The sequence below is a fragment of the Pseudomonas sp. o96-267 genome, assembly GCF_003935465.1.
In the GTDB taxonomy this organism is placed as follows: Bacteria; Pseudomonadota; Gammaproteobacteria; order Pseudomonadales; family Pseudomonadaceae; genus Aquipseudomonas; species Aquipseudomonas sediminis.
On record NZ_RHQP01000001.1, the window covers coordinates 5,246 to 18,448 of the forward strand.

Annotated in this window: 7 protein-coding genes and 2 pseudogenes; 3 read left to right on the forward strand and 6 right to left on the reverse strand. The window is 65.8% G+C overall.

The annotated features are described in order from the left end of the window. Positions 1-108: 108 nt before the first annotated feature. The 4 genes and pseudogenes from EGJ86_RS25505 to EGJ86_RS00055 form a co-directional block, all read right to left on the reverse strand. Positions 109-441 (reverse strand): annotated as a pseudogene (locus EGJ86_RS25505) (methyl-accepting chemotaxis protein); the annotation flags it as partial. A 126-nt stretch (positions 442-567) separates the two neighbouring features. Next, positions 568-1,635, reverse strand: a pseudogene (locus EGJ86_RS00045) (cache domain-containing protein); the annotation flags it as partial. A gap of 202 nt (positions 1,636-1,837) precedes the next feature. Beyond that, on the reverse strand, positions 1,838-4,162 hold the full coding sequence (pbpC, locus tag EGJ86_RS00050; protein ID WP_125833473.1) for a peptidoglycan glycosyltransferase PbpC: 2,325 nt from the start codon (positions 4,160-4,162) through the stop codon (positions 1,838-1,840). A 68-nt stretch (positions 4,163-4,230) separates the two neighbouring features. Continuing rightward, positions 4,231-9,129 (reverse strand): alpha-2-macroglobulin, encoded by a 4,899-nt coding sequence (locus EGJ86_RS00055; RefSeq protein WP_125833474.1) that lies wholly within the window; start codon positions 9,127-9,129, stop codon positions 4,231-4,233. Between the two features lie 145 nt (positions 9,130-9,274). On the opposite strand from EGJ86_RS00055, the gene EGJ86_RS00060 reads away from it, so the two are divergent. The 3 genes from EGJ86_RS00060 to EGJ86_RS00070 are packed head-to-tail and all read left to right on the forward strand — an operon-like array spanning position 9,275 to position 12,147. Next, positions 9,275-10,621, forward strand: a complete 1,347-nt coding sequence (locus tag EGJ86_RS00060) for an MATE family efflux transporter (RefSeq protein WP_125833475.1) — start codon at positions 9,275-9,277, stop codon at positions 10,619-10,621. 14 nt (positions 10,622-10,635) lie between these two features. Beyond that, a complete protein-coding gene (locus tag EGJ86_RS00065; RefSeq protein ID WP_125833476.1) occupies positions 10,636-11,673 on the forward strand; it encodes a diguanylate cyclase in 1,038 nt (345 codons plus the stop codon). Between the two features lie 12 nt (positions 11,674-11,685). Continuing rightward, a complete protein-coding gene (locus EGJ86_RS00070; protein WP_125833477.1) occupies positions 11,686-12,147 on the forward strand; it encodes a DUF2214 family protein in 462 nt (153 codons plus the stop codon). Positions 12,148-12,150: 3 nt separating this feature from the next. Here the strand turns inward: EGJ86_RS00070 and EGJ86_RS00075 are convergent, their stop codons facing one another. Continuing rightward, entirely contained in the window at positions 12,151-12,582 is a 432-nt protein-coding gene (locus EGJ86_RS00075; protein WP_099522621.1) for a carboxymuconolactone decarboxylase family protein, read from the reverse strand. Beyond that, positions 12,579-13,202, reverse strand: coding sequence for an FMN-dependent NADH-azoreductase (locus tag EGJ86_RS00080; protein WP_099522622.1), 624 nt, complete (start codon positions 13,200-13,202; stop codon positions 12,579-12,581). Before EGJ86_RS00080 ends, EGJ86_RS00075 begins: the two co-directional genes overlap by 4 nt. Position 13,203 lies beyond the last annotated feature (1 nt).

Consider the following 13,203-nt stretch of genomic DNA (forward strand, 5'->3'; position numbering starts at 1 on the left):
GCCCCCGCCCGCCCCCCCCCCGGCTCCCCGCCCTCCCACCTGGCGGGCCCCCGCGCCCGGCGCGGGGGGGCCCCGGGGGCCCCGCGGCCCCCCCCCCCCGCCCCCCCCGGCCCCCCCGCGGCCCATCTCCCCGGCGCGTGCGGCCTCGATGGCCGCGTTGAGCGCCAGCAGGTTGGTCTGCTCGGAGATACCGCGAATCACTGCCAGCACCTGGTCGATGGAAGCAACCTGCTCGGCCAGCTCGGTCACCGCTCCGGCCGCACTGCCAATATCGGCAGACATGCGTTCTATGTGGGCGATGGACTGGCCCACGACCTGGCGCGCCGTTTGCGCCTCTTCGCGCGCACTGCGCGAGGACTGAGCGGCGTTGCTGGCGTTACGCGCGATCTCCTGCACGGTCAGGCCCATCTCGTGCACGGCTGTGGCCACCATATCGGTCATTTCCTGCTGTTGGCCGGCGCGCCCTGCGGTGTTTTCCACCACCCGCGCTACCTGAACGACCGCCGTACGTAGCCGCTCACTGGTGGCCAGCACATCGCCGATCAGGTCGCGTTGACTGGCGAGAAAACGGTTGAAGCCTCGCGCCAGGTCGCCCAATTCATCGGCTCGCGATTCATCCAGACGGCGCGTCAGGTCACCACCGCCGCCACCGATTTCCACCAGTGCCTGAGTCACCTGACGGATCGGTCGCACCAGACCGCGAGCCAGCAGCACTACCAGGCCAAGGAACAACAGCGCCACGGCGACGCCAATCAGGCTGGTCATCAGCAGCGCCTGGCGCGCCTCGGCATAGACTTCAGCCTCGGGCACTTCGCTGACCAGCAGCCAGTCGATACTGGCGAATTTCTGCGCCACGGCGAGAAAGGTCTCGCCATCGCGCTCGAAACGTACTGCCCGGCTATCGCCCACAAGCACCTGACGGCTGGCATCGGCGCCGAAGAGCTCGCCGAGCTTGCCAGTGCCGCTCAGCTCCGAACGCGGATGCACCTTGACGTTGCCCTGGCTGTCGATGAGAAACACCTGGCCGCGCTCGCCGAAACGGAACTCGCTGATCATCTTCGACATGTCCGCCAGGTTGTAGCCGAGCCCCGCCACACCAAGGGTCTTGCCGCCCTGCTTGATGCGTTGGTTGATGAACAGCGTGGGCAACCGAGTCGTCTTGTCGATGTCGATTTCCAGCACCCGGTCACGGTCGCTGTCGACCAGGCGGTAGAACCACTGGTTCTCCGCCTGGCTGCGGTCGAGGGTGCGCATCAGCCCTTCACCGGTGGTGTAGTTGCCACTGGTCAGGGCGACGATGGAAGTGGTCATGGCGTTCTGCTGGGCGCGCACGCCCTCAAGGTAGCGCGCGAACTCATCACGCCGGGCCGCATCCTCACCAGCGGCCAGCCAGTCCTGCACCAGGCTGTTCTCGGCAATCGAGGCGTTGGCGGTAATCGGCGCAGTCAGCACCCGCTCCAGATCGTTACGGATAGCCAGCACCCGCGCTGGCAGCGCTTCTTCGATCAGGTAGCGCTCTGTCAGGCGATTGACTACCGCCGAGTAGATGCCGACGACGATCAGAATGCTGGCCAGCAGGGCGGCGCCCATGCTGAGGATCAATTGCCACTGAATACTGCGTTGCCAGAGGCGCATGTAGGCTTCTCCTGGTGGTGGTGTGGAGTTTGGCCAGGCAATTGGATACAAAAATGTACACAAATTGCAATTAGGTTACCGCCAGATTTCATATCGGCGGCTCACGGCCAAGCTTTATTACCTCCAGCCAGGATCATTCGTAGCCATGATCAGGCCCTCAGCCCAGAGCTGCCGGCGCCTGCAGAGCGGTAGCCAATTGCCCTCAGGGCCCGACGCTGAATTCCAGACGAGCGGTCTGGCCGCCTTCGTCGAGCACGCTCAGTTGATGCCGGCCACTGGCGAACGCGTGGTTGAAGGGAGCATCCTGAGTGCTCTCCCCAATAGGTTGGCCATCGAGGAACCACCAGCGCCGGCCGCTGCCGCCCAGGGCCGAAAGATTGAGCCTTAGCGTTTCGTGACTGCCTTGCGGCCGACGCAAGCGATCGCCATTGCGCACACCGACGATGGACAACGGTGACACCTGACTGCTCTGTGGTGGCGGGCAGCTTGGATCGATATGTGGCAAGCGCGCAGCACGCCGCTCCCTGCGCGGCAGCCAGGGCTCCAGCGGTGCCGGCCACAAGGCCAGTTCACGCGCTTCGGCCCCGGCACAACCTGAACCGATGCGCAGGCCTTGGGCATTGACCCAATAGCGCTCGCGCAACCCGCTCCCCAGTGGCTGATCGGCTGCCAGCAGCGTGGGTGGCGTGGTTCCTTCGAGCGTCCAGGCGAAACGCAGGCGCCGGCAGTTGGGGTCGTCCCTGCTCATTGGCTGCCCCAGCGGCCAGCAGATGGCCGCCACGCCCACTTCGGCAGGTTGTGGATCAGGCGGTGTGGCGATACCGCGCTGGCTGTCGCGGTTGACCAGCAGATCGTGAACCTGCAGCAACAGCGGCGCGGCGGAGGCCAGTCCGAACTGGCCAGGCACCGGCGTGCCGTCCGGGCGACCGATCCAGATACCGATCAGGTGACGCGGGCCGACGCCGATGGCCCAGGCATCGCGAAAGCCGTAGCTGGTGCCGGTTTTCCACGCCAGGGTCGGGCGCTGCGCCAGGTAGGCACGCGGGTCACGATCAGGGCGCGCCTGACCGCTGAGAATGCGCCTGATGATCCAGGCCGAGCCGGGCGACAGCAGGCGTCGCTCGCGCAGTTCATCACTCGGCTGCAGGCGCGGCTTGGCCGCCATACCACCGCGCGCGAAGGCGCTGTAGCCTGCCACCAGCGACTCCAGGCGCGAACCGCCGCCCCCGAGGATCAGTGCCAGATTCGGCTCAGCCAGCGCAGGCAGGCGAATCGGCACACCGGCACTGCGCAGCTCACCGGCAAAGCGTTTCGGCCCGTAGGTTTCAAGCAACTGCACGGCCGGCAAATTGAGCGAGGTGGCCAGCGCCTCGCTGGCCGATACCGGACCGATGAAGCCGGCGGCGAAGTTGCCGGGCCGATAGTCGCCATAGTGCCGGGGCACATCCTGCAGCAGCGACTCGGAATGAATCAGCCCGGCATCAAGGGCCATACCGTAGAGAAAGGGCTTCAGCGTCGAGCCCGGCGAGCGCAGGGCGCGAACCATGTCGACATGACCGAAGCGCGAGGTATCAGCGATATCCACCGATCCAAGGTAGGCACGCACCGCCATGCTTTCGTGCTCGACCACCAGAATCGCCGCCGAGGTGCGCTCTGGCAGGCGCGCGCGCCAGCCCAGCAGCAGATCTTCCAGGCGCAGCTGCAAGCCGGCATCGAGAGTGGTGCGAATCAGCGGCGGGCTGCCGGCACGGTTCAGGCGCCGCGCCAGCAAGGGCGCGAGGCTTGGCTCACGGCGCGGCGCGAGAAACACTGGTTCCTCCAGCGCTTCGTCTACCTGGGACTGGGGCCACACCTGAAACTCGCCCAGGCGCCGCAGCACCTTGTCACGTGCGGCCTGGGCGCGCTCAGGATGGCGGTCCGGACGCAAGCGGCTGGGCGCCTGCGGCAGCACCGCGAGCAACGCGGCATCGGCACGGGTCAGTTGGCTCGGCGGCTTGCCCAGGTAACTCCAGCTGGCCGCCGCCACGCCCTCGAGGGTGCCGCCGAAAGGCGCGCGGTTCAGGTACAGGGTGAGGATTTCGTCCTTGGACAGGTGCCATTCCAGCTGCACCGTGCGCCACAGCTGCTTGAGCTTGCCGGGCAGGTCACGTCCATGCGGATCGAGCAGCCGCGCCACCTGCATCGACAGCGTACTGCCGCCGGACACCACGCGCCCGCCGGTGAGGTTCTGCCAGGCCGCGCGCCCCAGCGCCAGCGGATTGACCCCAGGGTGCTGGCGAAACCAGCGGTCCTCGTAGGTCAGCAGCGCTTCCAGGTAATAGGGCGAGACCTCTTCGGGCGTCACCGGGTAGCGCCATACGCCATCACGGTCAGCGAAGCGCCACAACGGCGTGCCGTCCTCGGCCAGCACCACCCGCGCCAGATCATCCTCGGGCAGGGGTAGTGGGAAGAGTTGGTCGGCTAGCCAGAGCAGGGTCAGGGGGAGCAGGAGGATCAGCAGCCAACGCCGCCAGCGTTTGAATGGCATGGTCAGTACAAGCTCCCGGATTCACCCAGGCTACGCAGACTGTAGCCCAAATGAATCCGGGATCGCTTTTAGCGCCCCCTCACCACCAGACTATCCGGCGCACTACCCAGCGCCTGCCAGCTCGGCCGGTACATGGACTCCACCTGCGGTGGCGGTACGCGGTAGCTGCCCGGCGTCACCGCACGGGCCAGGTAGAGCAGATGGGTGGTGCCGTACTCCTCCACATCCACGGCGGCCACGTAGCGGTCGCCGCGATATTCCTGGTGTTTGATCCGCGCGTTCTGCATGGAGCGGCGCCATTCCTTGACGTTGCTGCCGGCGTCGTCGAGGCTCGCCGCGCTTTGCGCCAGGTTCTGGTTCTCCAGCTCCAGGCCGGCCGGCAGCAGGTCGACGACCAGGGCGTCCGGCACACGCTGCTTGGCGCGCACGGCCAAGTGCACCAGCACCAGCTCGCCGCTGTCCAGGCGCTGCAAATCGAGCGGACGGCCATCCATGCCGAGGTATTCGCGCTCGATGCTGAGGTTCTCGCCACCGGCGCGCGGCGCCTGGGTCGGGTAACCGGACAGGGTCAGCTGCTGATACAGCGTGGCGCTGCCGGCGTTGCTCACGCTCAGCGGTTCGGCCAGCTCCGCACGCTCCAGCTTGATGCCGGGCTGCTGGTTGCTCAGGTCGAACTGGAAGGCGCCGCTGGCCAGCTTGGCGCTCCAGGTCTGCTCGGGTTTGCCGAGAATGCCGCGACCGGCGAGGAACAGCGAGTTGCGCTCCTGGGTCGACAGCCAGCGCTGACCGGCCAGCTCATCCGCCAGGTTGAACAGGCGCTGCTCGCGCTGACCGGCAGCCAGATCATGCTCTTCCAGCAGGGCGAGAATCAGCGCCTGATCACGTAGCGGGCTGCCATAGTCAGCCATCCAGCGTTCGCCATCGCGTTGTTGGATCAAGCCCTGATTCAACGCCTGCTCGGCGCGCGGTACATCGCCCATCAGCTTCAATGCGGCGGCCAGTTGCACCAGCGGCAAACCAGAGCGGGCGTCGTTGCGACGGTCGAACAGGCTGCGCAGCGCACCCAGCGGCGCCTGTTGGCTGCGCGCCAACACGTAGCCGGCGTAGGCCTGCACGGCGAAGCGGGTGTGGGCGAAGTCCTGGCTATAGCTGGCTTCGATCAGGCTGCTCTGCTGCAGGTAGCGCAGCAGGCGGTCATTGGCCTTCTTCAGTGCCTCTGGCGGTACGCCGAAGCCCTGCTCGCGAGCACGCAGGAGGAAGTCGGTGACGTAGGCGGTAAGCCAGTATTCCTCTTCGCTCTCGGCGCTCCACAGGCCGAAGCCGCCACTGTGACGCTGCATGCCGAGCAGGCGTTCGATCCCCAGCTCGATGCTCTTGCGCCGCTGCTCGTCCGGCTCGCCTTCCAGGCCGAGACGCTTGAGGCTCGCGGCGTCAGCGTAGAGCGACGGATACAGGCCGCTGGTGGTCTGCTCCAGGCAGCCATAGGGGTAAGCCTTGAGCGCGCGGATCTGCTCACCGAGATTCAGCGGCGGACGGCTCGACAGTGCCAACACGGCCTCCAGCCCGGCAGGTTCGAACTGATTGAGGATGCCCGCCGGCATGCTCCACGGCTCGCCCCCCCCCAGTACCGCACGGAAGTGCTGCAACTGCGCCGGATACGCCGGACGAATGCCCAGTGTCCACTCGCGGCTGAAGTCAGCCAGGTCCTCGCTCGGCAGAGCCAGGCCCTGCACCTCGACATGGATACGGCCCTGGCCCAGGCCACCTTCGGCGCGCACCGGAATGCGCAAGGTAGTGCGCTGACCATCCTTCAGGCTGATCGGCGACTCACCCTTGCCGAGCAGGCGCAGTTGGCCCTCCACGCCCAGTTGCACGTCGAGCTTCTGCTCGCTGCCAGACAGGTTGGTCAGATCCAGCGCCAGGGTGGTTTCGTCACCACCGGCAAGGAAGCGCGGCATCGACAGTTCGGCGATCAGCGGCGCGGCCACCACTGTCTTGGCCTCGGCCATGCCGAAGCGCTCGTCGGTCCAGGCCTGCGCCATCAGGCGCAGCTCACCGTTGAAGTCGGGGATATCCAGACTGACTTCGCCCTCGCCCTTGTCGTTAAGCTTCAGCGCATCGCTCTGCAGGGCGACGATCAGCACACTGGTATCCGGACGTTTGCCACCGGCGGCGAGGCCGGCGTCACCGCCGAAGGCCAGGCTGGCGACACGCCCCTGCGCTTCGATCAGTTGGCCATAGATGTCCAGCTGGTCAGCGCCATAGGCCTTGCGCCCGAAGAAATTGGCGAAAGGATCGGGGGTGGCGTAACTGGTGATATTGAGGATGCCCACGTCGACCGCAGCAACCAGCACATGCACTTTGTCAGGGATGCTGCCGTCGGCATTGCGTGCGCTGACCTTGACCTTCAGCGGCTGCTTGGGACGCATTTTTTCCGGTGCTTCCAGGCTGACTGCCAGCTTGCGCGGAGCGCGCTCCAGCGGCAGGTGCAGCAAGCCGACGGCACGCTTGGGCGTGACCTGCGCCTTGCGCTCGCCGGGACGAACCACCAAAGCACTGAGATAGAGGTCATGACGCGCCCATTTCTTGTCGATGGGCAGCTCGAAGGTCTTACCCTCGGCCGGCACGCTGATTTCCTGCCACCACAGCGGCCCCTCGCTGGACTCGACCAGCAGGTAGCCATTGCCGGCAGCCGGCGGGGTGACGGTGATCTTGGCCACCTCGCCCGCGGCGTAGGCAGGCTTGTCCAGCGCCAGTTTGACCTGGTCCGGGCGCACTGCGCCACCGTCGGCGTTGTCCTGCCAGCGGTAGCCGGCCCAGAAACGCAGGCTGCTGACCAGGCCGGTCTGGCTGTCCACAACCTCGACCCGGTATGGGCCCCACTCCACCGGGAAGCTGACCTTGGCAGTCCCACCGGCAGCGATCTTCAGCGGCTCGTCGCTGAGGGTGAGGAATTTCTCGTTGTAGTTGTGACGCCAGCCCTCACCGTCGGAGAAGCTCCAGAAGTAATCGCGGCGCTCACGCACCAGGCGCACGTTGAGGTTGTCGGCCGCCAGCTTGTTGCCGGCGGCGTCGGCCACGAGGATTTCGAACTCGGCCAGGCTGTCGGCGTCGACTTCCTCGCCGTCGAACAGCCCACGCAGGCCCGGCAAACGCTCGGCCGGCCATACCGGCTGGATGATGCGGCGGGTGATCGGGCGACCACCGGACTCTTGCAGGCTGGCCTGGAGGATCAGGCGCAGCGGCGACTTGGCGTCGCTCCAGCGATTTTCCGGGCGCAGCATGGCGCGGCCCTGGTCATCCAGATTCTGCTCGTCGAGCTCCTGGTCCTGGCTCAGGTCGGCCTCGGTGATGTCGCCGAACTGATAGCCCGGCAAGCTCGCCACCGCCTCACGCAGCGGACGCACGTAGAGTTGCCCGGTCAGGCGGTTGCCAGCGGCCGGGGCACCGTAGAGGTAGCGGCCAGTCACCGCGAACTCGGCACTGTCGCTCGGCGCGTAAGGCTGCTCCTGGCCCTTGAGCTCCAGGGCCATGCGCTCGGGCAGGAAGTCCTCGACGAGGAATTCGTAGAGCTGCGGGTTGCCGTCACCCAGGTCGAGCAACAGTTGCCAGCGGCCTGTCGGGGCCTCTTCGGCGAGTGGCAGCTGATACTGATAGAGACCGTCATCACCGGCATTCCAGACGAACTTGCGGCTGATCTGCTCATCCGGGCGACGCACCTCGACGCTGACCGGCTGAGCCTTGACCGGGCTGCCGTCGGCGTCACGCAGCAGGCCATTGAGCAGCACGGTTTCGCCAGGGCGATACAGATCGCGCGGGCCGAACACGAAGAATTGCAGGGCATGTGCCTTGGGCCCGGTGATGTCGAATTCGGCCAGGTCCAGCGCCGGTGTGTTCAGGCGCAGCAGGCTGGTCTGCTCGTCCTGCTTGGCCACCAGCACCTGAGCCTTTTCCGGCAAGGGCAGCTGTGCATGGCCAGCCGAATCGGTCTTGCCTTCAGCCAGCAGCGCGCCTTCACCATCGAGCAGCTCGAGCTGCACGCCGGACTGCGCCTTGCCACCTTCGAGCGCCTGGGTGAACACGTCGAGACGGTCGCGATAACGATGCGCGGACAAGCCGATATCACTCAGGGAGAACAGCGTCGCCGGCTGCGAATAGCTGTAGCTGCCGGCCTCACGCATCACTGCCAGGTACACGCCCGGCTGCTTGAACGGCTCCAGGCCGGCGATGGGCAGCAGCAAGGTTTCACGGGTATTGCGCGCCGGATTGAGGTCGAAGCGTCCGCCATAGACCAGATCGGCCATCGGCAGCAGTTCGCGCGCCTCCCAGGTATCCAGATTGCTGGCCCGGCCCCAGCGGGACAGGAAGCGCGGCAGCGCCTCGGGCTTGATGCGGAAGAATTCGACGTTGACCTTGTCGACGTTCAGCGCGATCACCGGCAGGCCTTCGGCCAGTCGGGTCGGCAGCAGCGAGCCACGGCTGGCGAAACCGACGCTGGCCTGCAGATCGCGGGTTTCGATGCGGCTGACCTGCTCTTTGGCGAGCTTGCCGCCATTGATCGATTTCAGGCCGGCATCGATGGTCAGCACCAGCTTGCGCTGCGGCTCCAGGTGGCGCAGGCGCAGCTCGCTGAGGTTGTCGGTCAGCTCCCAGGCGCCGTCGACCTTGCCGGCAGTGCTGTCGACCAGATGCAAGCGTTCGGCAAAGGGCTGGTCGGGGTCCAATGGGATGGAGAAGGTCACCGACAGTGCACTGGCGCCGTCGAGCTGCACCTCGGAAACGTCGACCACTTCCAGCTCGCGTCCGGCATAGCGCTTGGCCAGCGCGTCGCGATCGACTGCTGGTTTGGGCGCCTGCGGCTGCTGCGCAGCAGGAGCGGCGGGGGTCACCGTGGCAGGGGGTTCAGAAGAATCACAAGCGCTGAGCAGGCTCAGCACCAAGGCCAGAAGCAGTCCTTTGTTCGGCATTGCGGGCTCCGGAGAGTGGGGGCGCGAAGGCCGATACTATAGCCGAGCGGCTACAGCGCCGACGAGGCGAAGCGACGAAATCCGCCAAGCTGCGCACAGTCCACCCTGTGCCTATAATCGGCGCTTTGCTGGAACGGAAGCCCCCATGTACACCCTGTTCGAAGCCTGGCGCCACGCGCCGACCCAGAGAAAGGTCTGGGCCCTGGCCGCCCCGATGATTCTCTCCAACCTGTCAGTGCCCATGGTGGCGCTGGTCGATACCGCCGTGGTCGGCCACTTGCCGCATGCCCACCAGTTGGCGGCCGTAGCGGTAGGCGGCAGCCTCTATACCCTGCTGACCTGGGCGATGGGTTTTCTGCGCATGGGCAGTACCGGCTTCGCGGCCCAGGCCGCAGGTCGCGAGGACGGCAGCGCCCTGCGCCAGGTGCTGGTGCAGGGGCTCGGGCTGGGCGTGTTCATGGCCTTGCTGCTGGGCCTGCTCGCACTGCCGTTGAGCGGTGCGGCGCTGAGCCTGATGCAACCCTCCGCCGAGCTGGATCAGTTGGCGCGCCAGTACTTTCAGATTCGCCTGTTCGGCCTGCCCGCCAGCCTGGCGACCTATGCCCTGATCGGCTGGCTGCTGGGCACGCAGAGCGCGCGAGGCCCGCTGGCCATTCTGATGACTGCCAACCTGATCAACGTGGCACTCGACCTGCTATTCGTGCTCGGTCTCCAATGGGGCGTGGCCGGTGCGGCCTGGGCCTCGGTGATCGCCGAATGGAGCGGCGCCCTGCTCGGCCTGTGGCTGGCCCGCAGCGCGCTGGCACGCTATCCCGGCCGCCTCGACAGCAGCGCGCTGAAACGCTGGAGCAACTGGCGCCCATTGCTGGCAGTCAACCGCGATATCTTCATCCGCACCCTGGCACTGCAATTGGTGTTTTTTCTGATCACCGTGAAAGGCACGCGCCTGGGCGATGCCACGGTGGCGGCCAACGCACTGCTGCTCAATGGACTGACGCTGACCGCCTACGCCCTCGACGGCCTGGCACATGCCGTCGAGGCCCTTTGCGGCCATGCGCTGGGCGCGCGTGACCGCGATGCGCTGCGCCGTTCGCTGCTGGTGGCCGGAACTTGGTCGCTGCTGGCCAGTGCCGCTTTCGCGCTGTTCTTCCTGTTTGGCGGCCACTGGTTCGTCGGCATGCTCACCAACATCGCCGAAGTACGTGAACTGGCGCTGACCTTCCTGCCGTACCTGGCCGTGCTGCCGCTGCTGGCGGTGTGGAGTTACCTGCTCGACGGTCTGTTCATAGGCGCTACGCGCGCCCGTGAGATGCGCGACGCCATGCTCATCGCGCTGGCCCTGGCGTTGCCGCTGGCCTGGTGGCTGCAAAGCCTGGGCAACCACGGGCTGTGGTTGGCATTTCTGGCATTCATGGGGCTGCGCAGTCTGGTGTTGGCTGTCTATGCTTGGCAACTGAGCCGTCGCGACCTGTGGTTCCCTTCCCCTGCTTAAGGAGAGATCGCCCCATGCTCGATACCCCGAGTCCCGTTAACGAGACCCTGCGCCAACAGGCGCTCGATCGCTTGGAACTACTCGACACCCCTGCCGACCCTTATCTGGACACACTGACTCGCCTGGCGCACGACCTGTTCGGCGTCAGAACGGCGCTGGTCACCCTGGTCGACCGTGACCGCCAGTGGTTCAAGAGCCGCCAAGGCCTGGACCTGTCGGAAACACCACGTAGCCTATCCTACTGTTCCCACGCCGTGATGCAGGACGAGCCCCTGTTTATCGAGGATAGCCACGTCGACGTGCGCTTTGCCGGTACCGAGCTGGCCTTACGCAATCCTGGCGCGCGCTTCTACGCCGGCTGGCCGCTGCACGACGCAGAGGGCATCCCGCTGGGCACCCTGTGTTTGGCCGACCCTGAAGCACGCCAACTGAGCGAGCGAGAGAAATCCCAATTGCGCGACCTGGCCTACTTGACCGAAGGCTACCTGCAACTGCAGCAGAACTCGCTGCAGCTCGATGATTTGCGTGACGCCCTCAGCCGCGAACAGCGCAAGGGCATGCTCGACCCACTGACGCAACTCTGGAACCGCGCCGGGCTGCTGCACTTTCTGCCGCTGGAGCAGGCTGCGGCCGAGCGTAGCCAGCTACGCCTGGGCCTGATCTATTGCGACCTGGATCATTTCAAGCGGGTCAACGATACCCATGGCCACGATGGCGGCGACCACGTGCTGTGGGAGAGTGCACGGCGCATGAGCGGTGCGGTGCGTCCGCAGGATGTAGTGACCCGCAATGGCGGTGAGGAATTCGTCATCCTCACCCGGGTGCACGATGAGCAGGAACTGCTGCAGATTGCCGAGCGCATCCGCCTGGCCATCGCCAGCCAGCCCATGCAGCTGGAGCAGGCCCAACTGCAGCAGACCGCCAGCCTCGGCTGTGCCCTGCAGGGCCCCGACGAGAGCAGCGCGGATGCGCTCAAGCGTGCCGATCAGGCGCTCTACCGGGCCAAGCACGGCGGCCGCAATCGCACCGAGTTCGCGCCCTGCCCCCATTGAGAGGAAGTACGTATGGCTGCCGCGCTCGTCGCCTATCTGCACTACCTGTCGATCTTCGCCCTGTTCGCCTTGCTCAGCATCGAGCACGTGCTGTTCAAGACGCCGCTGGATCTGTCCCGTGCGCGCAGTCTGATGATCACCGACCTGGCCTATGGCATCTGCGCCGTTCTGGTGCTGGCCACCGGTGTTGCCCGCGTGCTGTGGTTCGGCAAGGGCGCCGCCTACTACATGGGCAACAGCCTGTTCCATGCCAAGGTCGGGCTTTTCGTCCTTGTCGGCCTGCTATCGATCCTGCCCACGCTGGTATTCATCAAATGGCGTAGCGCCGTGAAAGCTGGCCAGGTACCCGAGCCAAGCGCTCGGCAGCTTCGCCTGGTGACCTGGAGCATTCGCCTGGAACTCTTGGCGCTGCTGTTCATTCCATTGCTAGCCGCGCTGATGGCGCGCGGCTATGGCGTGATCGCAACGGGTTAGCGCTCAAAGACGCATGCCGATGGCCAACCGGTTCAACCCGCTCATCAGGGCGACGGCGATGGTCAGATCGGAGATTTCCCGGGGCGAAAAGTGCGCCTCCAACGGCCGGTAATCATCATCGCCGGCGTGGCTGCTGGCGATCTCGCTCAGCGATTCGGCCCAGGCCAGTGCCGCCTTCTCCCGCGCGTCGAAATGACGACTCACACGCCACCCTGCCAGGCTGTCCAGCTTGATCTGTGGCACACCCTCCTCACGCAGCGACTCACTGTGTTTCTCCAGGCAATAGGCGCAGCCGTTGACCTGCGATACACGCAGGTAGAGCAACTCAACCAGCGCCTTGCCCAGCGGGCCACGCTCCAGCGCCGCCTTGGTGGCAAGCAGGCCCTGCATCGCCTCGGCGGATAATTCGTAATAGGGCTGACGCAATGCGCTCATGACGCTTCTCCTTGAGGCGCGAGATGGAGGTTAAAAGCCAGTTGCTCGCGCGCCTGCGCCAGCATCGTTTCGGCATGCTCCTGCCCCCGCACCAGTCCTTGCAGGTGAATGAACTCCAGATCGTGAATGCCAATAGTGCTCAGCACATGGCGCAGGTAGGCGGTGAGAAAATCCGGCTGGCGAGCCAGCTCGCCACGGTAGTAGCCACCCGAACTGACCACAACGAAGGTCGGTCGATCCGCCAGCAGCCCAACCTTGCCAGCCTCGGTGGCGGCAAAACTGCGACCGATGCGCAGCACGTAGTCGATCCACAGCTTGAGCGCGGCCGGCACCGTGAAATTGTGCATTGGTGTAGCGATCACCAGGCAATCGCTGTTTTCCAGCTCCTGGATCAGGCGCTCGGAGATATCCAGCGCCGGATCATCGTTCGGCGCTAGCGCCACCAGCGCTCCGGCATAGTCCGCCGTCAGCGCCGGCAAGGGCTCGCGGGCCAGGTCACGCTCCAGTACCTGCACAGCGGGATGACGCTGACGCAAACGCTCGACCAACTCCTGAGCCAGGCGACTACCACGACTCTGCTGCCCATAAGGGCCGCACTCCAACAACAGAATTCGCTGCATC

Bases quoted from the DNA above. Each gene is read 5' to 3' on its own strand.
- EGJ86_RS00060 (WP_125833475.1), top strand. From the start codon at position 9,275: ATGTACACCCTGTTCGAAGCCTGGCGCCACGCGCCGACCCAGAGAAAG.
- EGJ86_RS00055 (WP_125833474.1), bottom strand. From the start codon at position 9,129: ATGCCGAACAAAGGACTGCTTCTGGCCTTGGTGCTGAGCCTGCTCAGC.
- EGJ86_RS00070 (WP_125833477.1), top strand. From the start codon at position 11,686: ATGGCTGCCGCGCTCGTCGCCTATCTGCACTACCTGTCGATCTTCGCC.
- EGJ86_RS00075 (WP_099522621.1), bottom strand. From the start codon at position 12,582: ATGAGCGCATTGCGTCAGCCCTATTACGAATTATCCGCCGAGGCGATG.
- EGJ86_RS00080 (WP_099522622.1), bottom strand. From the start codon at position 13,202: ATGCAGCGAATTCTGTTGTTGGAGTGCGGCCCTTATGGGCAGCAGAGT.
- pbpC (WP_125833473.1), bottom strand. From the start codon at position 4,162: ATGCCATTCAAACGCTGGCGGCGTTGGCTGCTGATCCTCCTGCTCCCC.
- EGJ86_RS00065 (WP_125833476.1), top strand. From the start codon at position 10,636: ATGCTCGATACCCCGAGTCCCGTTAACGAGACCCTGCGCCAACAGGCG.